The sequence below is a fragment of the Streptomyces sp. RKND-216 genome, from assembly GCF_004795255.1.
GTDB lineage: Bacteria > Actinomycetota > Actinomycetes > Streptomycetales > Streptomycetaceae > Streptomyces > Streptomyces hazeniae.
Window position 1 is genome coordinate 4,954,561 of the sequence record NZ_SSBQ01000002.1, and the last position, 20,793, is coordinate 4,975,353.

Annotated in this window: 16 protein-coding genes, 1 tRNA gene and 1 pseudogene; 2 read left to right on the forward strand and 16 right to left on the reverse strand. The window is 71.1% G+C overall.

Annotated features, from left to right (window positions below; translation table 11 throughout):
• Window positions 1-132 precede the first annotated feature (132 nt).
• The 3 genes from E4198_RS21720 to E4198_RS21730 all read right to left on the reverse strand — a co-directional run bounded on the left by E4198_RS21720 (window position 133) and on the right by E4198_RS21730 (window position 2,467).
• Entirely contained in the window at window positions 133-831 is a 699-nt protein-coding gene (locus E4198_RS21720; RefSeq protein WP_247597791.1) for an ArsB/NhaD family transporter, read from the reverse strand.
• A gap of 98 nt (window positions 832-929) precedes the next feature.
• A complete protein-coding gene (locus E4198_RS21725; protein ID WP_136184636.1) occupies window positions 930-1,403 on the reverse strand; it encodes a PPOX class F420-dependent oxidoreductase in 474 nt (157 codons plus the stop codon).
• Between the two features lie 77 nt (window positions 1,404-1,480).
• Window positions 1,481-2,467, reverse strand: a complete 987-nt coding sequence (locus E4198_RS21730; protein WP_136184637.1) for a hypothetical protein — start codon at window positions 2,465-2,467, stop codon at window positions 1,481-1,483.
• Between the two features lie 126 nt (window positions 2,468-2,593).
• Here E4198_RS21730 and E4198_RS21735 point away from each other — a divergent pair, with 126 nt between their 5' ends.
• Entirely contained in the window at window positions 2,594-2,935 is a 342-nt protein-coding gene (locus tag E4198_RS21735) for a chorismate mutase (RefSeq protein ID WP_136184638.1), read from the forward strand.
• Between the two features lie 70 nt (window positions 2,936-3,005).
• Here E4198_RS21735 and pyk read toward each other — a convergent pair whose 3' ends face one another.
• The 6 genes and pseudogenes from pyk to E4198_RS21765 all read right to left on the reverse strand — a co-directional run bounded on the left by pyk (window position 3,006) and on the right by E4198_RS21765 (window position 10,736).
• Window positions 3,006-4,430, reverse strand: a complete 1,425-nt coding sequence (gene pyk / locus E4198_RS21740; protein ID WP_136184639.1) for a pyruvate kinase — start codon at window positions 4,428-4,430, stop codon at window positions 3,006-3,008.
• A gap of 52 nt (window positions 4,431-4,482) precedes the next feature.
• Window positions 4,483-5,958 (reverse strand): SidA/IucD/PvdA family monooxygenase, encoded by a 1,476-nt coding sequence (locus E4198_RS21745; RefSeq protein WP_136184640.1) that lies wholly within the window; start codon window positions 5,956-5,958, stop codon window positions 4,483-4,485.
• A complete protein-coding gene (locus tag E4198_RS21750) occupies window positions 5,955-7,328 on the reverse strand; it encodes an aminotransferase class V-fold PLP-dependent enzyme (protein WP_348771316.1) in 1,374 nt (457 codons plus the stop codon). Before E4198_RS21750 ends, E4198_RS21745 begins: the two co-directional genes overlap by 4 nt.
• Before the next feature lie 293 nt (window positions 7,329-7,621).
• Window positions 7,622-10,132: an aminopeptidase N gene (gene pepN, locus E4198_RS21755; RefSeq protein WP_136184642.1), complete on the reverse strand. Its 2,511-nt coding sequence runs from the start codon at window positions 10,130-10,132 to the stop codon at window positions 7,622-7,624.
• A gap of 52 nt (window positions 10,133-10,184) precedes the next feature.
• Window positions 10,185-10,431 (reverse strand): annotated as a pseudogene (locus E4198_RS25620) (helix-turn-helix domain-containing protein); the annotation flags it as partial.
• Between the two features lie 232 nt (window positions 10,432-10,663).
• Window positions 10,664-10,736, reverse strand: a tRNA-Leu gene (locus tag E4198_RS21765).
• 96 nt (window positions 10,737-10,832) lie between these two features.
• Here E4198_RS21765 and E4198_RS21770 point away from each other — a divergent pair.
• Window positions 10,833-11,492, forward strand: coding sequence for a response regulator (locus E4198_RS21770; protein ID WP_136184643.1), 660 nt, complete (start codon window positions 10,833-10,835; stop codon window positions 11,490-11,492).
• Between the two features lie 73 nt (window positions 11,493-11,565).
• Here the strand turns inward: E4198_RS21770 and E4198_RS21775 are convergent, their stop codons facing one another.
• The 7 genes from E4198_RS21775 to E4198_RS21805 all read right to left on the reverse strand — a co-directional run bounded on the left by E4198_RS21775 (window position 11,566) and on the right by E4198_RS21805 (window position 20,776).
• The gene (locus E4198_RS21775) at window positions 11,566-12,282 is read right to left on the reverse strand and encodes an ABC transporter ATP-binding protein (protein WP_136184644.1); all 717 of its coding nucleotides are present in this window, start codon (window positions 12,280-12,282) and stop codon (window positions 11,566-11,568) included.
• On the reverse strand, window positions 12,279-13,286 hold the full coding sequence (locus tag E4198_RS21780) for an ABC transporter ATP-binding protein (protein ID WP_136184645.1): 1,008 nt from the start codon (window positions 13,284-13,286) through the stop codon (window positions 12,279-12,281). The genes E4198_RS21775 and E4198_RS21780 overlap by 4 nt, the downstream gene beginning before the upstream one ends.
• 5 nt (window positions 13,287-13,291) lie before the next feature.
• Window positions 13,292-15,097: a branched-chain amino acid ABC transporter permease gene (locus E4198_RS21785; protein ID WP_136184646.1), complete on the reverse strand. Its 1,806-nt coding sequence runs from the start codon at window positions 15,095-15,097 to the stop codon at window positions 13,292-13,294.
• Between the two features lie 5 nt (window positions 15,098-15,102).
• Window positions 15,103-16,029: a branched-chain amino acid ABC transporter permease gene (locus E4198_RS21790; RefSeq protein ID WP_027762473.1), complete on the reverse strand. Its 927-nt coding sequence runs from the start codon at window positions 16,027-16,029 to the stop codon at window positions 15,103-15,105.
• Window positions 16,030-16,142: 113 nt separating this feature from the next.
• Window positions 16,143-17,381: a branched-chain amino acid ABC transporter substrate-binding protein gene (locus tag E4198_RS21795; RefSeq protein WP_168711491.1), complete on the reverse strand. Its 1,239-nt coding sequence runs from the start codon at window positions 17,379-17,381 to the stop codon at window positions 16,143-16,145.
• Between the two features lie 584 nt (window positions 17,382-17,965).
• The gene (locus E4198_RS21800) at window positions 17,966-18,418 is read right to left on the reverse strand and encodes a hotdog fold thioesterase (RefSeq protein WP_136184647.1); all 453 of its coding nucleotides are present in this window, start codon (window positions 18,416-18,418) and stop codon (window positions 17,966-17,968) included.
• A gap of 15 nt (window positions 18,419-18,433) precedes the next feature.
• Window positions 18,434-20,776 carry an FdhF/YdeP family oxidoreductase gene (locus E4198_RS21805; protein WP_136184648.1) on the reverse strand — a complete coding sequence of 781 codons (2,343 nt, stop codon included), beginning with the start codon at window positions 20,774-20,776 and terminating at the stop codon, window positions 18,434-18,436.
• Between the last annotated feature and the right edge of the window lie 17 nt (window positions 20,777-20,793).

Here is a 20,793-nt window from a genome sequence, read left to right on the forward strand (position 1 = left end):
CGTCCCGCACAACGTCGTGCGGACGCGGGACGCAACAGGTCCCGTGGCGCCCGTCTCCCACCCCGACCGGGAGGCGGGCGCCGACCCGTGCACAGCCGCCGGGCCCTCGGGGCGTCCCGCCCCGCCGCCGGGTCACCGCCCGAGGAGCGCCAGCGCCCCCGTCGCCGCCGCCGTGGCGGCCAGCGACAGCACCAGCCCGGTCACCACGAACCGGTCCGCGGGCACCCGCGTCCTGTGCCGCCGGCACCGCTCCAGGCACAGCAGCGTCGCCAGCGACGCCCACGGCACCACCAGCGCCCCCACGTTCGTGCCGATCAGCAGCGCCGCGAGGCGCTGCGGCTGGCACACCGGTACCGCGCCCTCACCCGCCAGGTACACCGGCAGGTTGTTGAGCACGTTCGACAGCCCCGCGCCGACGGCCGCGGAACGGAACATCCCCACCACACCGCCGTCCGCGCCCATCGCCGTCACCAGCCACCCGTGCAGGCCGTGCACAGTGACCGTCTCCACCACCAGAAAGAGCCCCGGCACCAGCACCAGCAGCCGCCACGGGACCAGCGACGGCCGCAGCACCCCCGGCCGCCGCACCGCGAACGCCCCCACCACGACCAGCGCCGCCGCCCCCGACGCCGCCCACAGCGGCACCTCCGCCCCCAGGATCGCCGCCAGGAACCCCGTCGTCGCAACCGCCGGGACGGCGAACAGCACCCGGTCACCGGCCGCGCCGGTCAGCTCCGCCAGCACGATCACCGACGCCAGGAACGCCAGCAGTGGCGCCAGCCGCACCAGCGCCGCCTCCGCCGCGCCCACGTCCAGCAGCCCCGTCGCCACGCACAGCACACCCGCCGCAGCGAGCCCCGCCGCCGCCCCGTCCTGCCCCGCAGCCGCTTCACCCCCACGCCGTCGGCGTACGCAGCCCCCGGAGGGGGCTACTCCGCGGCGTCCGCCAGCCGCGCCGGGAAGCCGCCGGTCGCCACCGGCCCCCAGCGCCGCGGCGTGACCCGCACGATCGACTTGCCCTGCCGCAGCATCGCCGCCCGGTACTCGTCCCAGTCCGGATGTTCACCGGAGATGCAGCGGAAGTACTCCACCAGCGGCTCCACCGAGTCCGGCGCGTCGATCACCTCGGCGTCGCCGTCCACCTGCACCCACGGGCCGTCCCACTCGTCCGACAGCACCACCATGTTCACCGCCGGCTCCCGGCGGGCGTTGTGCACCTTGGCGCGCTCCGGATAGCTCGACACCACGATCCGGCCCGCCCCGTCCACACCGCACGTCACCGGCGACGCCTGCACCGAACCGTCGGAACGCCGCGTGATCAGCAGGGACCGGTGCCGTGGACGCAAGAAGTCCAGCAGGTCGGCCCGGCCCACCGTGGTGTTCGTCGCGATCGAAGGACTCATGCCGCGGAGCCTATGCGCAAAGCCGCCCCGCGCACGACCACCGGCCCGGCCCGCCCCGCCCCTGCCGCGGCGCACCGCTAGGTGTCGCAGTCCAGTACCGACCGGCACAGCCCGCAGCGTGCCCGCACCGGGCCCCGCACCGGCACACGGAGACGCTGGAAGCACATCGGGCAGGCGAATGCCACCCGCATCCCGTCCGCCCCGGCCCCGCCGTCCGCCCCGGCCTGCGCGCCCGCCCCACGTGGACCACCCGGCTCGCCCGCCCCGCCCGGTTCGAACACGTACCCCTCACCGTCGGACACCGTGCCCCGCCCCGCCGGCCGGCCCCAGCGCCGAGCCCAGCGCCGGTCCCGCGCGTACGCACGGCGAGCCACCCGGCCCGCGCCCGCCAGCGGCGGCCGCTCCACGTCCCGCCGCGCCCGGGCCCGGCCCGCCACGTACGCCTCGTACGCCTGCGGACTGGTGAACCACGGCGACGGATCCTCCCCGAACACCGCCGCGCGCTTCGCCAGCACGTAACCGAACTCCTCGGGGGTCAGGTAGCCCAGCTTCTGCGATGACACCCCGTCCTGCCGGAACGCGTCCAGCAGCAGCCAGCCCGATCCCAGGAACGCCGCGGCCGTGTCGGTGAGGATCTCGTTCGCCGGCACCCCACGGAAGGCCAGGTCCAGACGGTGCAGGTAGACGTGCATCACCTCGTGCGCGAGCGCCGCCCCCACGTCCCGCCGATGCGTGCGGAACCGCTCGTTCAGCTCCACGAAGTACTCCGGGCCCGCAGCCAGCTCCACGCTCGCCGCGTGATCCATCGACCGGAACGACACGATGATCCGCGCCTGCGGCAGGCGCAGATGCCGCACCAGCGCCCCCGCCACCCGCTGCGCCCCCAGATGCAGGTCGTCCCCGTCCCCGAACGCCACGTCCGCCGGCGCCACGCTTGCCCCGAACTGGGCCACCGTGTCCGCCGACAGCCGCCGGTACAGCGCCGTGACCGCCGACCGCACCGTCGGCAGGTGAGGAAAGCCGCGCTCCACCGGGTCCGCCGCCCGGCCCGCCACCGTGCTCATCACCACATCACCCCACCCGCCATGGTCCCACCGCACGCCGCACCCACCCCGCGACCGCGCCACGCATGACCGGCATGCGGGCACCCGCTGCGCCGCCCGCCCGCACCCCCATAGGCTGGAGGGATCATGAACGAGACCGACCGGATCGACGAGTCCGCCGCCGCCCAGCTCCTCGAGCTGCGGGACAGCATCGACAACATCGACGCGGCCGTGGTGCACATGCTCGCCGAGCGCTTCAAATGCACCCAGCGCGTCGGCCGCCTCAAGGCCGACCACCACCTGCCGCCCGCCGACCCGGACCGGGAGTCCCGCCAGATCACCCGCCTGCGCGAGCTCGCCGAGAACGCGAAACTGGACCCGGCCTTCGCGGAGAAGCTCCTCAACTTCATCATCGCCGAGGTGATCCGCCACCACGAGACCATCGCCGGCGGCACCCCCGGAAGCACCCCCGGCGGCAAGAAGACCTGACCCGCACCGGGGACGCACCGGGACGCACCCTCCCCGGCCCGGTCGCCGCGCCCCGCCCGGGGGAGGCCCGCTACCCGGCCTCGCCGATGCGGTGCACCCGGACCAGGTTCGTCGTCCCTGGCACACCCGGCGGAGAACCGGCCGTGATCACCACCAGATCGCCGCGGGAGCAGCGCCCCAGCCGCAGCAGCTCCTCGTCGACCTGCGCCACCATCTCGTCCGTGGTGCGCACCACCGGCACGCAGAACGCCTCCACCCCCCACGACAGGCCGAGCTGCGCCCGCGTCGTCGGCTCCGGGGTGAACGCCAGCACCGGAATCGGCGACCGGTACCGCGACAGCCGCCGCACCGTGTCCCCGGACTGCGTGAACGCCACCAGACCGCGTGCGCCCAGGAAATCGCCGATCTCCGCCGCCGCCCGCGCCACCGAACCGCCCTGCGTCCGCGGCTTGTCCTCCTCCGCCAGCGGACGCAGGCCCTCCGCCAGCATGTCCTCCTCCGCGGCCGCCACGATCCGGCCCATGGTGCGCACCGCCTCCACCGGATGCGAGCCCACGCTCGTCTCCTCCGACAGCATCAGCGCGTCCGCGCCGTCCATCACGGCGTTCGCGACGTCCGAGGCCTCCGCACGCGTCGGACGCGACGCCTCCACCATCGAATCGAGCATCTGCGTCGTCACGATCGCCGGCTTCGCCATCCGCCTCGCCAGCTTCACCGCCCGCTTCTGCACCAGCGGAACCGACTCCAGCGCCATCTCCACGCCCAGTTCGCCACTCGCCACCATGATGCCGTCGAACGCGTCGACCAGGGCCTCCAGCGCCTCCACCGCATGCGGCTTCTCGATCTTCGCGATCACCGGCACCCGGTGACCCTCCTCGGCCATCACGCGCCGCGCCTCCACCGCGTCCTCCGCCCCGCGCACCGACGACAGGGCGACCACGTCCACGCCCAGCCGCAGCGCCCACCGCAGATCCTCGACGACCTTCCCGCCCAGCGCCGAGCCCGGCGACGGCACCCCCGGCAGGTTCACGCCCTTGTGGTCGGAGACCAGGCCGCCGCGTACCACCCGCGTCGTCACGACCCCACCCGACACGCTGGACACCTCCAGCACCACCCGGCCCTCGTCGACCAGAACCTCCGAGCCCGGACGCACGTCGTCGGCCAGCCCTTCGTGCGTGGTGCCGCACCCCTCGTGGTCCCCTTCGGCCTCCGCCGAGAACAGCCGGAACACGTCCCCGCGTTCAAGAAGCACAGGACCCTCGCGGAACCGGCCCAGCCGAACCTTCGGGCCGTGAAGGTCCGCCAGTACGCCGACGCTCCTCCCGACGTCCGCCGACGCCCTCCGCAGCCGCGCGTACCGGCCCTCCAGCTCGACGTGCGAACCGTCGCCCGTAGACAGCCGCACCATGTCCGTGCCCGCCTCGACGAGCGCCCTGATCACCTCATACGAGTCGGAGGCGGGACCCAGAGTGCTGACGATCTTCGCGCGGCGCATGTGCCGAGCCTACGACCTACCGGCGGGTAGAGAGCGGCCTCCCGGCGCCACCTCAACACCCCGAGGGGAACACCCCGTTGACAACTCCCGAATCTGCGCGCCGCCCCGCTCCGATGAGCGGCCCCGACGACCCGGACGAGCCCGACGACCCGCCCCGCAGACCGAACGACGTGAACGCCGTCCGCCCCGGCAGCACAAACGGCTCCTTCCCCGACACCCCGTTCAGGATCACCGCACTGCGATACGCCCCCAGCCCCAGATCCGGCGCCCCCACCCCGTGCGAATGCCGCTCACCGTTCTGCACGTACATCCCACCCGTCACCGACGGATCCAGCTCCATCCGGAACCCGCCGTCGATCAGCGGGCGACCCGCCGCGTCCCGCCGCACCAGCGGGTCCAGCGCCGCCAGCAACCGCTCCGCCGACCGCTCCCGGTACCCCGTGGCCAGCACCACCGCGTCCGTCACCAGCCGCGACCGCTCACCCTGCTCCGCGTGCTCCAGATGCAACTCCAGTTGCGACGACCCCAGCCGCCCCGCCGTCCGCACCGCCACACCCGGCGTCAGCACCACATCCGGCCAGCCGCAGCGCACCGCCCGCCGGTACAACTCGTCGTGCACCGCCGCCAGCGTCTCGTGATCCACCGCCTTGTGCAGCTGCCACTGCCGCGGCACCAGCCCGTCCCGCACCCGCTCCGGCAGACCGTGGAAGTACCGCGCGTAGTCCGGCGTGAAATGCTCCAGCCCCAGCTTGCTGTACTCCATCGGCGCGAACGCCGGACTCCGCGTCAGCCACCGCAGCCCCTCACCCCCCACCGGTCGCGCCCGCAGCAGATCCAGGAACACCTCCGCCCCCGACTGCCCCGAGCCCACCACCGTCACGTGCCCCGCGGCCAACAGCCTGTCCCGGTGCGCCAGATAGTCCGCCGAATGCACCACCGGCAGCGACGGCGCACCCGCCAACGGCCGCAACTGCTCCGGGACATGCGGAGCCGTGCCGATACCCAGGACCACGTTCCGCGCACACGCCCGCCCCAGCGCCTCCGCCTCGCCCGCCTCGTCCAGCCGGGTGAAATCCACCTCGAACAACGCCCGCTCGCCGTTCCACCGCACCGCGTCCACCTGATGCCCGAAACGCAGCCCGCCCCCCACGCCCCCGCCGCCCGGACCGTCCGCCGCCAGACCGTCGCACACCCACCGGCAGTACGCGTCGTACTCCACCCGCTCGATGTGGAACCGCTCCGCGAAGTAGAACGGGAACAACCGCTCCCGCGCCCGCAGATAACTCAGAAACGACCAGCGGCTCGACGGATCGGCCAACGACACCAGATCCGCGAGGAACGGCACCTGCAACGTCGCACCGTCCACCAGCAGACCCGGATGCCACGAGAACGACCGCCGCTGCTCGAACACCGCCCACCGCAACCCCGGAACCCCGTCCGCCAGCGCCCCCAGCGACAGGTTGAACGGCCCGCACCCCACACCCGCGACGTCCAGCGGCCCCTCCGACTTCCGCACCCCGCCGCTCACGCGCCCACCTCCGCGTCGCACGCCACCCCGGCACCCGCCGCCACGTCCGCCGCCGCATCCCGCACCAGCTTCACCAACTCCGCCAGCTCCCCCCGCTCCACCCGCGGATGCAGCACCGTCACCTTCCACCACAACCGGCCGTCCAGGGACGCCCGCCCCAGCACCGCCCGCCCCTCCTCCAGCAGCCGCCGCCGCACCTCGGCCACCACCCCGTCCGACGCCCCCACCGGACGGAACAGCACCGTCGACAACTCCGGCCACCCGCGCAGCTCCAACCCCCGCTCCTCCCGCACCAGCCCCGCCAGCACACCCGCTGCGGCACACGCGTGCTCCACCAGCTCCGCCAGTCCCCGACGCCCCAGCGCCCGCAACGTCACCGCCACCTTCAGCACATCCGGCCGCCGCGTCGTCCGCAGTGACCGCCCCAGAAGATCCGGCAGACCGGCCGCCGCATCATCATCCGCATTCAGATAATCCGCTCGGTGATTCAGTACGCCCAGCTCCGCAGCATCCGGCACCACGAACAACCCCGCCGCCACCGGCTGCCACCCCAGCTTGTGCAGATCCACCGTCACCGAATCCGCCCGCTCCAACCCCGCCAACCGGCCCCGCAGCCCTTCACTGAACAACAACGCACCCCCGTACGCCGCATCGACATGCAGCCGCGCCCCGCACCGCGCCACCACCTCCGCCACCTCCGGCAACGGATCCACCACCCCCGCATCCGTCGTCCCCGCCGTCGCCACCACCAGCGCACGACCCCCCACACCCGCCAGCGCCTCCTCCACCGCCGCCGGATCCAGCACCCCCCGCGGCGCCGCCACCGTGACCGGCTCCCCAAGCCCCAGCAACCACGCCGACCGGTGCACGCTGTGATGCGCGTTCTCCCCACACACCACCCGCACCCCCGGCCCGAACCGCTCCCGCGCCATCAGCACACCCAACTGGTTCGCCTCCGTACCACCCGTCGTCACCAGCGCATCCGGCCGCCCCCCGGCCCGCGACGACTCCCGGCCCCCGAACACCAGCCGCGCCAACTCCCCGCACACCAGCGCCTCCAACTCCGAAGCCGCCGGCGCCTGATCCCACGAATCCAACGACGGATTCAACGCACTCGCCGCCAGATCCGCCGCAGCCGCCACCGCCAACGGCGGACAATGCAGATGCGCCGCACACAGCGGATCCGCCGGATCAGCCGCCCCCTCAGCCAACGCCCGCACCAACACACCCAACGCCGCCCCCGAACCCACCCCGTACTCCGGAAGCACCTCACCCACCGCCGCACGCAGCCGCCCCGCCACCACCTCCGGACCCCCACGGGGCAACGGCCCGCACCGCTCACCCGCCCCCACCGCCAGCGCGTCCAGCACCGTCCCGATTAGCGGGCGCAACGCGGCAGGCCCCCCGGACCCACCCGCGAGCAACCCGGCATCCCGCACGGCACCCCGCGCAGAAACAACGACGGACGCGGCAGAAACAGACATCGGCAGAACTCTCTCGCAATCGGCACCACAAAGAGGTAAGGCCGACCTAACCTATGCGCGGAACGCCACCGCGCCACCACACACAGCGAACGTTCCCCCGAAGGGGGTACACGCAGCACCGGCCGGGGCCCGGCCCCGCCACGCGGAACCGAGCCCCGGCCTCCTCCCGGAACCCCCGATCACCCCGCCCCACGCACCGCCAGCACCCGCCGCAGATCATCCAGCTGATCCGCCAGCACCCGACCCAACGCCGGAATCACCTCCCGCGACCGCAACAGCTCCTCACCCAGCCGCAAGACCTCGTCACCCGCCACCGCATGCGGAAACGCCGCAACCCCCGTCACCCGTGCGATCTCCGCACCCCGCCGCTCCGACACCGCCACCGCCGCATCGAAGAACCCCGGCGCATACGGCTCCAACAACTCCACCTGCTCCGGCTCCGGCTGCCAGAACCCCTCCGCCGTCGCCCGGAACAACCGGTTCGACAACGCATCCCCACCACCGAACAACGCCTCCCAGGCAGCCGCCTTCGCCCCCGCATCCGGCAACGCCGCCCGGCACCACGCCGCCCCCTGCTCACCCGACGCACTCCGGTCCTCAGCCAGCGCCGCCGCGATGTCCCGCTCACCCACCGCACCCAGCACCGACAACCGCTGCAACAGCAACCACCCCAACTCCGCATCCAGCTCCGGACCACCCGGCACCGAACCCGCCGACCGCCACCCCAGCAGCTCCGCCACATCCGACGAACTCCGCAGCAGACACCGCGCCGCCGTCAACCGCACCCCCGGCTCCCCGCCGGCCTCCGTCCGCTCCAGCAGCGCACGACACACACCCACCAACAGCTCCAACGCCCCCGCACGCTCCCGCCCCGCCAGGAACCGATCCGCAACCGCCCCCCGCGAGAACGCCAGCACCGCCTGCACCACCGACTCGTCAGCCTCCAGCGGCAGATGCGCCCGCACCGCCTCCAGATACACCTCCGGAGCCAGCTGACCGTCCCGCACCATGTCCCGCGCCGCGTTCCACACCACCGCACGCGACAACCCGCCCGGCAACCCCGACAACGACGTCCGCACCGCCTCCCACGACCCTTCGTCCAGCCGTACCTTCGCGTACGACAAGTCGCCGTCGTTCAGCAGCAGCAGATCCGGCCGAGGCCCCTCACCCGACACGGAGAACCCCACACCGTCCCCCGACACATCCCGCTCCACCCGCTCCCGCAGCACCAGGCGCGCCCGGTCACCCGCCACACGGTCGTACAACCCCACCGCCAACCGGTGCGGCCGCATCCCCACATGCTCCACCTTCGCCCGCCACCCGCCGGCCCCCTCCGACACCACCGGCGTCAACGTGTCCACACCCGTCGTCCGCAGCCACGCATCCGCCCACGCATGCACATCCCGGTCCGCCGACGCCCGCGCCATCGAATCCACGAAATCCGCCAGCGTCGCGTTCCCGAACCGATGCCGCGCGAAATGCTCGTTCACGCCCGCCAGAAACGCCTTCTCACCCAGCCACGCCACCAGCTGCCGCAGCGCACTCGCGCCCTTCGCATAACTGATCCCGTCGAAGTTCAGCAACGCCGTCGCCGTGTCCGGCACCGACTCCGGCTCCGGCGCCACCGGATGCGTCGACCCCCGCTGATCCGCGTCGTACCCCCAGCCCTTCCGCGCCGCACCGAAATCCGTCCACACCTCCCGGAACCGCGTCGCATCCGCCAGCACCTGATACCCCATGTAGTCGGCGAACGACTCGTTCAGCCAGACGTCGTCCCACCACCGCAACGTCACCAGATCCCCGAACCACATGTGCGCCATCTCGTGCGCCACCGTCACCGCACGATCCTGCACCTCCGTCTCCGTCGCCGCAGAACGGAAGATCTTCTCGTCCCGGAACGTCACCAGACCCGGGTTCTCCATCGCCCCCGCATTGAACTCCGGCACGAACGCCTGGTCGTAGGAGTCGAACGGATACGGCTCCTCGAAGATCTCGTGATACCGGTCGAAGCACCGCCGCGTGACCTCCAGCAACTCCTCCGCATCCCGCTCCAGGAACTCCGCCAGCGAAGCCCGCACATGCAACCCGAACGGCAAACCCGCATGCTCCGCCCGCACCGAGTGGTACGGCCCCGCCACCACCGCCACCAGATACGTCGAAATCCGCGGCGTCACCGCACACACCCAGCGTCCCTCACCGACCCGCTCGGCCACCCCGTTCCCCAGCACCGTCCACTCCGCCGGCGCCGACACCGACACCGCGAACGTCGCCTTCAGATCCGGCTGGTCGAAACACCCGAACACACGCGGCGCATCATCCAGGAAGCACTGCGAATACAGATACGTCAGCCCGTCCGCCGGATCCGTGAACCGGTGCATGCCCTCACCCGTCCGCGAATACGGCATCTCCGCCTCCACCCGCAGCTCGTGCTCACCCGCACCCAGCTCCAGCGGAAACCGGCCGTCCGACAACAGCCCCGCATCCAGCTCCACACCGTCCAGCACCACCCGCCGCAGCACCACCGGCCGCACGTCCAGAAACGTCCAGCCCCCCGATCTCGCCGCGAACCGCACCGTCGACGTGGACCCGAAACTCTCCTCCCCACCCGTCACATCAAGATCGATCACGTACTCGTGGACGTCCAGGAACCCGGCTCGCTGCTGCGCCTCGTCGCGCGTCAATGGGGACATGCGCCCATGCTGCCGCACGCACCGTCCCCACCGCACGGACCTTTCGACCAGGTCAGTACTTCGGCCCGACGTGCGCGTCCATCAACGCCACGGAAGCCTGCGGGCGAGCGACACGTTGAAGGGGCGTGACCGCGGGCCAGGACCGTCCACTCCACGCCGACGCTGCGCAGCGTGTCGGTGAAGATGCGCCTGATGTCGTCGGACTTGTTGGTGAAGAAGTACCGGGGGTGCTCGTACCGCTTCCTCTCCCCGCCGATCCTGCGCGTCGTCCAGTTCGTGATCCGGCACCCGTCGGAGTGGGTAGCTGTCGGCTTTCTCGGGGCGTGCCCGCTTTCCTGAGCATCTCGGACAGGCGGCATTGCGGCCGAGGGCCGGCCCGGGCGGTGTCAGTGCCCCATCCCCCGTGGCGGTGTCGTCGTACATGCGAGCCAGCGTGAGGAGCGGCTGGAAACTGCGTCGGCGAACCCGTCGCCGCTTACTCGATCGAGTAAGCTGCAGTTGATTTCCGGTGACCTTGGGATTGAAGGAAAGTGCCCCGGGTCGGATTCGAACCGACGCTGAATGGGTTTTGAATCCATGGCCTCTACCGCTGGGCTACCGGGGCCTCCTTCAAATGCAAGGGGGACAACCACCCTTGTGTCACCACCATACAGGACACCGATAGGGTCGGAGGTCCCACCGTGCGGAAACGAGGAACCCAGTGAGCACCGCGGACGCCCCCGAGCCCACCGAACCCGCCGACGCCGAAGCGGCGAGCGCCCACGTGCCGCCGGAGACGACGCGTGTCGTCATCGCGGAGGACGAGGCGCTGATCCGGATGGATCTCAAGGAGATGCTGGAGGAGGAGGGGTACTCCGTCGTCGGCGAGGCCGGCGACGGGCAGTCGGCGATCGATCTGGCCCGCGAGCACCGTCCGGACCTGTGCATCCTGGATGTGAAGATGCCGGTGCTGGACGGCATCTCCGCCGCGGAGCGGATCGCTGAGGAGGCGATCGCGCCGGTGCTGATGCTGACGGCGTTCTCGCAACGGGAGCTGGTGGAGCGGGCGCGGGACGCGGGCGCGATGGCGTACCTGGTGAAGCCGTTCAGCAAGAGCGACATCGTGCCGGCGATCGAGATGGCGGTGTCGCGGTTCACGGAGTTGCGGGTGCTGTCGCAGGAGGTCGCGGACCTGGAGCAGCGGCTGGAGACGCGGAAGCTGGTGGACCGGGCGAAGAGTGTGCTGCAGACGCAGTACGGGTTGTCGGAGCCGGCGGCGTTCCGGTGGATTCAGAAGACGTCGATGGACCGGCGGCTCTCGATGCGGCAGGTGGCGGAGGCCGTGATCGAGGACGCGGAGGAGAAGAAGCGGCAGCAGTAGGCGTCGCGGTTTCCCGTACGGCGAAGGCGCCCGCCCCCTTTCCGGGGGCGGGCGCCTTCGCCGTGTGCGGGGTTCAGTCTTCGCCGAGGTAGGCCTTGCGGACGGATTCGTCGTGCATGAGTTCCTGTCCGGTGCCGGAGAGGACGATGGAGCCGACCTCCATGACGTGGCCCTGGTCGGCGAGGGAGAGCGCGGCTTGGGCGTTCTGCTCGACGAGCAGGATGGTGGTGCCGGAGTTCTTGAGTTCGTTGATGGTCTCCATGATCTTCTGCATCATGATCGGGGAGAGGCCCATGGAGGGTTCGTCGAGCATGAGCAGTTTGGGCCGGGACATGAGGGCGCGGCCCATGGCGAGCATCTGCTGTTCGCCGCCGGAGAGTGTTCCGGAGGCTTGCTTGCGGCGTTCGCCGAGGATGGGGAAGAGGTCGTAGACGCGCTGGACGTCTTTTTCGATGCCGGCTGCGTCGCGTCGCAGGAAGGCGCCGAGTTGGAGGTTCTCGGCGATGGTGAGGCGGGGGAAGAGGCGGCGGCCTTCGGGGGAGTGGGCGATGCCTTTGGCGACGATCTTGTGTGCGCTGACGCCGTCGAGGGCTTCGCCGTCGAACATGATCTTGCCGCTTGCGGGCTTGAGGAGGCCGGAGAGGGTGCGCAGGGTGGTGGTCTTGCCGGCGCCGTTGGTGCCGATGAGGGTGACGACCTGGCCTGCTTCGACCGTGAACGAGATGCCCTTGACGGCTTCGATCTTGCCGTAGGCGACGCGGAGGTCTTCGACTTCGAGGAGTGCGGTCACTTCTTCTCACCCTCTTCTTCGGCGCGGGTGGTTCCGGCCTTGTCGGCGGCGGACCTTTCGGTGTCGTCGTCCGTGCCGGTGGTGCTGTCGGCGCCGCCGGCCGCGTCGGCGTCGGGGGCCGGGGCGGGGGTGTCGGTGTCGTGGTGGGCTTCGGCGGCGGCGACCTCCTGGGCCTCCGCCTCGCCGGGTTCGCCTTCGAAGGGGGTGCCGAGGTAGGCGGCGACGACGCGGTCGTCGCTCTGGACGACCTCTGGGGTGCCTTCGACGATCTTCTCGCCCTGGACGAGCACGGCGACGCGGTCGCACAGGTTGAAGATGAACCGCATGTCGTGCTCGATGACGAGGACGGCGATGCCCTGGTCGCGGACGGCGAAGACCAGTTCCTGGGTGGCCTGCGTCTCCTGCGGGTTCATGCCGGCGGTGGGCTCGTCGAGGAGCAGGAGGCCGGGTTCGGAGGCGAGTGCGCGGGCGATCTCGAGCTTGCGCTGTTCGCCGTAGGGGAGGTTGCGTGCGAGGTGGTCGCGTTTGGCGGCGAGGCCGGTGAACTCGAGGAGTTCCATGGCGCGGGCCTCGGAGTCGCTTTCGGCCTTGCGGAAGCCGGGTCCGCGCAGGAGGGCGGACCAGAGGCCCTCCTTGGTGCGGGTGTGGCGGCCGACGAGGACGTTCTCCAGGACGGTCATGTTGGCGAAGAGCCGGATGTTCTGGAAGGTGCGGGCGACGCCTGCCTTGGTGACGAGGTGCGACTTGGGGGGCAGCACCTTGCCCTTGTAGGAGACCGTTCCCTCGGTGGGGACGTAGAGCCCGGTGAGGCAGTTGAAGAAGGTGGTCTTGCCGGCGCCGTTGGGGCCGATCAGGCCGACGATCTCGCCGCTGTCGACGGTGAGCTCGACGTCGCGGACGGCGGTGAGTCCGCCGAAGCGCATGGTGACGCCGGAGGCATGGAGCACGTTGCCGCCGGTGCCGGGCGCGGCGGGCGGGGGCGCGGTCTTCGTTGTGGTGGTCATGGGTGTCACGCCTCCGCCTTGCTGAGGCCGGTCTGTTTCGGGATGTCGAGCTGGTCCGTTTCGTGGAACTCGAGCTTCTTGCGCCGGTCGGCGACGAGGCCTTCGGGGCGGAAGCGCATGAGCAGGATGAGGGCCAGGCCGAACAGCAGGAGCTGGTATTCGGCCATGAACTCGAGCTTCTCGGGGATGAGGTAGAGCAGTGCGGCGCCGATGAGGGGTCCGCTGACGGTTCCCATGCCGCCGAGGATGACGGCGGCGAGGAGGAAGGCCGAGTTGGGCGGGACGGCTTCGACGAATTTGTACTGCGTGGGGCTGACGGTGTAGGTCACGTGCGCCTGGACGGTGCCGGCCATGCCGGCGAGTGCGGCGCCGAGCGCGAAGGCGACCAGCTTGGTGCGGAAGGTGTTGATGCCCATGGCCTGTGCCGCGGTCTCGTCCTCGCGGATGGCGACCCAGGCGCGGCCGATGCGTGAGTTGTCGGAGCGCTTGAAGACCATCACGACGATGGCCGTGAAGACGAGCATCAGCAGGTAGTAGTTGGCGAAGCGGCCGATTTCGAAGCCGAGGACGGTGTGTTCTTCGCCGAGGTTGAAGCCGAAGATCACGAGGTCGGGGATGTCGGGGATGCCGGAGGGCCCGTTGGTGATGTCGGGTCCGGAGGTGCCGTCGAGGTTCTGCATGCCGATGCGGAAGATCTCGCCGAAGCCGAGGGTGACGATGGCGAGGTAGTCGCCGCGGAGTCGCAGGGTGGGGGCGCCGATGAGGACGCCGAAGACCAGCGAGGCGGTGATGCCGGTGAGGACAGCGAGCCAGAACGGGAAGTGGATGTCGAAGGGCGAGAAGGGGGTACCGGAGACCAGGGCTGCGGCGTAGGCGCCGACGCCGAGGAAAGCGACGTAGCCGAGGTCGAGGAGCCCGGCGAGTCCGACGACGATGTTCAGGCCCAGCGCGACGGTGGCGAAGATGAGGATGTAGGCGCCGAGGCTGGCGTAGGCCTCGCTGGTCTGGGTCAGGGGGAAGGCGACGGCGGCGATGAAGGCCGCGGCGACGGTGATGTTGCGGTGTTTCGCGGTGACGGCGGTCAGTCGGCGGTTGAGTCCGGCGCGGGTGACGGCGGTGATGACCGCTGCGCTGAGCAGCAGGAAGCCGATGAAGAGTTCGCCGTAGGGGGTGGCGATGCCGTAGGAGAAGACCCAGAGGCCGATGGCGACGGCCGCGCTGATGATGAGGATCTCCACCCAGGGGGGCAGCGCCTTGGCCGTTGCGGGGGCGGGTGCCTTGAAGCTGTGGAGGAACCGGTGCAGCGGGGTGGTGGGCGGGGTGTGGGGGTCGTGCGGGGTGTCGGCGGGGAGGCCGAGGGCGCCGATGAGGGTGATGAGGGAGGCCGCTGCGGCGATGATGCCGCCGGGTTCGAGGTTGACGAGGCCGCCGAGGGTCACGGTGATGGCGCCGGCGGCGTACCAGGTGACGGCGAAGGTGCCGAGGGCGAGCAGCAGCACGGGGCTGTTGCTGCCGCCGGGGGTGAGCCAGCGCAGTGCCTTGATGCCGTGTCCGGAGAGGAGGAAGGCGAGGGTCAGGAGTGCGCCGGTGAGGGTGAGGACCTGGAGGCCGCCGGGGTAGCCGTAGACGGTGAGGTTGCCGGGGAATGCCTGGGTCCAGGTCCAGGCGAGGAACGTGCTGGCGAGGGTGGCTGTGGCGCCGGCGGCGGTGAGGATCCGCGCGGGGGTCGCTCCCAGGGGGAGGGTGCCGGGGGTGGGGGCGCCGGTGCCTGCGTTGTCGGGCACGGGTGTGGTTTGGGTGGTGGTCGTCATGGTTATCACGCCCGATCCGCGACGCGTTCGCCGAGCAGGCCCTGGGGGCGGAGGAGGAGGACGAGGATGAGCAGGACGAAGGCCCATACGTCCTTCCAGCCGCTGCCGAAGGAGGACATGCCGGGGAGGAGTTCGATGTATGCGGTGGCCAGGGCTTCGGCGACGCCAAGGACGAGGCCGCCGATCATGGCGCCGTAGATGTTGCCGATGCCTCCGAGGACGGCTGCGGTGAAGGCCTTGAGGCCGGCGATGAAGCCCATCTTGAAGTTGACTTCGCCGTACTTGAGGCCGTGGGCGATGGCGGCGATGGCGGCGAACGCGGAGCCGATGGCGAAGGCGGTGACGATGATGCGGTCGGTGTTGATGCCCATCAGCTTGGCCGTGTCGGGGTCCTGCGAGGTGGCCTGCATGGCGCGGCCGCTGCGGGTCTTGGACACGAAGAAGCCGAGGGCGATCATGCTGACGGGGGCGGCGATGAGGATGTAGACGTCGGCGCCGCCGAAGCTGACGCCGCTGATGTCGAACCCGCCTCCGGAGAACTGGGGGAAGGAGCGCGACTTGTGGCCGTCGGGGTAGAAGGCCCAGACCAGCTGCTGGAGGGCGATGGAGAGGCCGATGGCGGTGATGAGGTAGGAGAGCCGTGGGCCGCCGCGGAGGGGCCGGTAGGCGAGCCGCTCTGCTCCGACGCCGACGATGACGGAGAACGCCATGGCGAGGAGGAGCATGAGGGGGAGTGCGATCAGCAGGCTGGTGCCTTCGGGTAGCCAGAGCCAGGCGGTGAGGGCGCCGAAGCCGCCGATCATGAATATCTCGCCGTGGGCGAAGTTGAGCAGCTGGATGATGCCGTAGACCATCGTGTAGCCGACTGCGATGAGTCCGTACAGCCCGCCGAGTAGCAGGCCGTTGGCGAGTTGCTGCGGCAGATCGTTCACCGCGGAGCCTCCGGAGGGGATGGGAGTTCAGACGGCTTCGCGGGGGCGCCGAGACGCCCCCGCGGAGCCTGTGGGTGGGGTTACGGGCCCGTGGGCCTGTGGTGTGCCGGGGCTCAGCCCTCGAACGTGCCGGTCTTGGCGGGCACGTGCTTCCCGTCCTTCACCTCGTAGATGGACAGCTGGCGGTTGGTGTTGTCGCCGAACTCGTCGAAGCCGACGGCGCCGGTGACGCCGTCGAAGGTGATGTTCTGCATGGCCTCGGTGACCTGGGCGCGTGCGTCGTCGATCTCGTCGGGGAGCTGGCCGTCGTTCTTCTCGACGGCTTCCTTCACGGCGAGGATGACGGCCCAGGTGCTGTCGTAGGAGTAGCCGCCGTAGGGGCCGTAGGTCTGCTCGTAGCCGGCCTTCTTGTAGTTGTCGATGAAGGCCTTGGCGGTGTCGAGCGTCTCGAGGGGTGCGCCCACGGAGCTGGCGAGGTCGCCTTCGGCGTTCTTGCCGGCGATCTTGACGTACTCCTCGCTGAAGAGGGCGTCGCCGCCGACGACGGGGATGTCGGCGCCGGCGCGCTTGATCTGGTCGGCGAGGGGGGCGCCGGCGGGGTACTCGCCGCCGTAGTAGACGAAGTCGGCCTTGGAGTTGGAGACCTTCGTGGCGATGGCCGTGAAGTCCTTGTCCTCCGGGTTGACGTGGTCGGTGCCGACGACCTTGCCGCCGATCTTCTTGAAGTGGTCGGCGAAGGTGCCGGCGAGGCCGGCGCCGTAGGTCTTCTTGTCGTCGATGACGTAGACGTTCTTCAGGTCCTGGTCGCTGTACATGTAGTCGGCCATGTACGGGCCCTGGATGGCGTCGGTGGTGGAGGTGCGGAAGTAGGTGTCATGGGGGCGCTGCTTGTCGCCCTTCTGCCAGTCCACGCCCTGGGTGAGGGCGGGGTTGGTGTTGGCGGGGGACACCTGGACCATGTCGGCCTTGGCGAAGACGGGGGCCATGGACTGGCCGACGTCGGAGTTGAGCGGGCCGATGGCGCCGATCATGTCGGTGTTGCCGACGAACTCGGTGGCGTTCTGCTGGCCCTGCGTGGTCTGGGCGACGTCGTCCTTGGAGACGAGCTTGAAGGTGACGCCGTCGACGGTGTTCTCCTTGTTCGCGGTCTTGACCGCGAGTTCGGCGGAGTTCTTGATGCCGATGCCGATGGCGGAGAGGTTGCCGGTAAGCGGGGCGTCGAGGCCGATCTGGACGACGCGTTCGCCGCCCTTGTCGCCGCCGTTGGAGTCGTCGCGGGAGCCGCAGGCGGTCAGCACGAGTGCTCCGGTGGTGACCGCAGTGGTGAGCATGATGAGGGATCGCTGGCGCACGATCAGTCCTTTCCCCTGGCGCGGCGCACTCAGGTGAGTGGCCGTGTAGCGCGCCGGGCCGTACTGGGGGGTGGTACTGGATCCGTGCTCTGACAGTTCGCGCCCGGCGGCGCGGTGACTGGCGGTGACTCTAAGGGGAGGGCTGGCGGCGGGGGAGAGGTGACGAGAAGGATGTGACTTTCTTGTTATGACGCGCGTCATGACGGACGTCATCGTCGCGCGAGATAGATGCCCTGCGCATGAAAGGTACGCCTGGCGGACGGCGAAGGTGCAGTTCCCTCGCGTGTCGCGCAGGTGCGCGCCGCGGGAGAGTCCGCATTCCGTACGCGTCCGGCGCGGGAGGGGGCCGGGTGTGGCACGCGTCACTCCGTCCGGTGGTTCTCTCGACGAGTGAGGTGACGCTGTGTGAGTGCGAGGGTGGTATCCAGGGCGAGCGTGAGGATTCACCCGCAGGGGCACCTACCGGGATGTTCCGCCCGCGGAGAAGGGCGTCGCCGGTCCGGGGACGGACGCGGGTGCTGCGGGGCGGGGATAGGGCGGGTGACGCTGGGTCACCCGCCGCCTCCCCTGCCGTCGGCGGCCGGTCAGGCGTCGCGGAGCAGGCAGGTGAGGCGGGCGCTGCACACCCGCCTGCCGTTCTCCTCGGTGATGACGACCTCGTAGGTGGCGGTGGAGCGGCCTCGGTGCACCGGCGTGGCGGTGCCGGTGACGATGCCGGAGCGGACGCCGCGGTGGTGGGTGCAGTTGAGGTCGACGCCGACGGCGATCTTCGTCGGGCCGCCGTGCAGCATGGCGCCGACGGAGCCGAGGGTCTCGGCGAGGACAGCGGACGCGCCGCCGTGCAGCAGCCCGTACGGCTGGGTGTTGCCCTCGACGGGGAGGGTGCCGACGACCCTGTCGGGGGCGGCCTCGACGACGGTGACGCCCATGCGGTCGCCGAGGTGGCCTGCGGAGAACAGCGACGGGAGGTCGACGCCGACGCCGGTCCACTGTTCGAGGATCTCCGGCGGAAACTTCGTCGCGGTCTGCTCGCCCATGCTCAACGGCTCCGATCAGCTGCGCCGGCCGCCGCGGGCCGGGCGTGGGGTGTCCGTCCCGTTCCTATCATCGGCCCCGGGTCGTCCGGCGGCGGGGGTGACCGTGACCACCACGGACTTGCTGGCCGGGGTGTTGCTCACGTCGGCGGTGGCGTCCAGCGGCACCAGCACGTTGGTCTCGGGGTAGTAGGCGGCGGCGCATCCGCGGGCGGTGGGGTAGTGGACGACCCGGAAGCCGGGCGCGGTGCGGCGGACGCCGTCGCGCCATTCGCTGGTGAGGTCGGCGTAGGTGCCGTCGGGCAGGCCGCGTTCGGCGGCGTCGTCGGGGTGCAGGAAGACGACGCGGCGGCCGCCGGTGATGCCGCGGTAGCGGTCGTCGAGGCCGTAGACGGTGGTGTTGTACTGGTCGTGCGAGCGCAGGGTCTGGAGCAGCAGCCGCCCTTCGGGCACGTGCGGGTACTCCACCGGCGCGGAGGTGAAGGTGGCCCTGCCGGTGGCGGTGGGGAAGCGGCGTTCGTCCCGCGGGGCGTGGGGGAGGGTGAAGCCGCCGGGACGGGCGGCGCGGGCGTCGAAGTCCTCGAAGCCGGGCACGACGCGGGAGATGCGGTCCCGGATGCGGGCGTAGTCCCGCTCGAAGTCCTCCCAGGGTGTGGTCGATCCGTCGCCCAGTACACGGCGAGCGAGGCGGCAGACGATGGCCGGTTCGGACAGCAGGGCGGGGTCGGCGGGGTCGAGGCGACCGCGTGAGGCGTGCACCTTCCCCATGGAGTCCTCGACGGTGACGAACTGGTCGCCGCCGGCCTGGGTGTCGCGTTCGGTGCGACCCAGGGTCGGCAGGATGAGGGCGCGGGCTCCGGTGACGCAGTGGGAGCGGTTGAGCTTGGTCGACACATGCACGGTGAGGCGGGCGCGGCGCATGGCGTCCTCGGTGACGGCGGTGTCGGGGCTCGCGGCGACGAAGTTGCCCCCCATGGCGAGGAAGACCTTGGCGTTTCCGTCGCGCAGGGCGCGGATCGCGCGCACCACGTCGTAGCCGTGCCGGCGGGGCGGTGCGAAGCCGAACTCGGCCTCCAGAGCGTCGAGGAAGGCGGGCGTCGGGCGTTCGAAGATGCCCATCGTGCGGTCGCCCTGCACGTTGCTGTGGCCCCGGACGGGGCAGACGCCGGAGCCGGGGCGGCCCACGTCGCCGCGGAGCAGGAGCAGGTTGACGATCTCGCGGATGGTGGGCACCGCGTGCTTGTGCTGGGTGAGGCCCATGGCCCAGCACACCACGGTGCGGCGGGAGGCCAGCACCATGCGGCCGGCCCGTTCGATCTCCTCGCGGGTGAGGCCGGTGGCCCGCAGCGTCTCGTCCCAGGAGGCGGCGCGGGCGGTGGCCGCGTACGCGTCGAAGCCGTGGGTGTGCTCGGCGATGAACGCGTCGTCGGTCGCCTCGGCTTCGAGGACCAGGCGGGCCAGGGCGCGGAAGAGGGCCTGGTCGCCGCCGATGCGGATCTGGAGGAAGAGGTCGGTCAGCCGGGTGCCCCGCCCGGCGAGGCCGCGGGCGGTCTGCGGGTTGCGGAACCGGGCCAGGCCCGCCTCGGGCAGCGGGTTGACGGTGAGGATTTGCGCCCCGGCCCGCTTGGCCTCCTCCAGCGCGGACAGCATGCGCGGGTGGTTGGTGCCCGGATTCTGCCCGGCGACGATGATCAGCTCGGCCTTGTGCAGGTCCTCCAGGTGCACGCTGCCCTTGCCGACGCCGAGGGTCTCGGTGAGCGCGGAGCCGGACGACTCGTGGCACATGTTGGAGCAGTCGGGCAGGTTGTTGGTGCCGAACTCGCGGGCGAAGAGCTGGTAGAGGAACGCGGCCTCGTTGCTGGTGCGGCCGGAAGTGTAGAACACGGCCTCGTCGGGGGAGTCCAGGGCGCGCAGTTCGCCCGCGACGATGTCGAGCGCGCGGTCCCAGGACACCGGCTCGTACCGGTCGGCGCCCTCGGGAAGGTACATCGGGGTGGTCAGCCGGCCCTGCTGGCCGAGCCAGTAGCCGGAGCGCCCGGCCAGGTCGTCGAGGGGATGCCGGGCGAAGAAGTCGGGGGTGACGCGGCGGAGCGTGGCCTCTTCGGCGACGGCCTTGGCGCCGTTCTCGCAGAACTCCGCCCGGTGGGTGCGCTCCGGCTCGGGCCAGGCGCAGCCGGGGCAGTCGAAGCCGTCGGGCTGGTTGACGTGGAGCAGGGTGAGCGCGGTGCGCCGCACGCCCATCTGCGCCGTGGCGTGCCGCAGCGAGTGGCCGACGGCGGGCAGGCCGGCGGCGGCCCGCTGCGGGCCGTCGGCCTGCGGGGCGTCCTGTGCCGGGTCCTCGGCGGGCGGTTCTCGCGTCATGTACCGATCGTCGCATG

Excerpts from the sequence above, each read along its gene's own strand:
- E4198_RS21725 (WP_136184636.1), bottom strand. The coding sequence starts at position 1,403 with ATGAGTCCTTCGATCGCGACGAACACCACGGTGGGCCGGGCCGACCTG.
- E4198_RS21730 (WP_136184637.1), bottom strand. The coding sequence starts at position 2,467 with ATGAGCACGGTGGCGGGCCGGGCGGCGGACCCGGTGGAGCGCGGCTTT.
- E4198_RS21735 (WP_136184638.1), top strand. The coding sequence starts at position 2,594 with ATGAACGAGACCGACCGGATCGACGAGTCCGCCGCCGCCCAGCTCCTC.
- pyk (WP_136184639.1), bottom strand. The coding sequence starts at position 4,430 with ATGCGCCGCGCGAAGATCGTCAGCACTCTGGGTCCCGCCTCCGACTCG.
- pepN (WP_136184642.1), bottom strand. The coding sequence starts at position 10,132 with ATGTCCCCATTGACGCGCGACGAGGCGCAGCAGCGAGCCGGGTTCCTG.
- E4198_RS21780 (WP_136184645.1), bottom strand. The coding sequence starts at position 13,286 with ATGACCACCACAACGAAGACCGCGCCCCCGCCCGCCGCGCCCGGCACC.
- E4198_RS21785 (WP_136184646.1), bottom strand. The coding sequence starts at position 15,097 with ATGACGACCACCACCCAAACCACACCCGTGCCCGACAACGCAGGCACC.
- E4198_RS21800 (WP_136184647.1), bottom strand. The coding sequence starts at position 18,418 with ATGGGCGAGCAGACCGCGACGAAGTTTCCGCCGGAGATCCTCGAACAG.
- E4198_RS21805 (WP_136184648.1), bottom strand. The coding sequence starts at position 20,776 with ATGACGCGAGAACCGCCCGCCGAGGACCCGGCACAGGACGCCCCGCAG.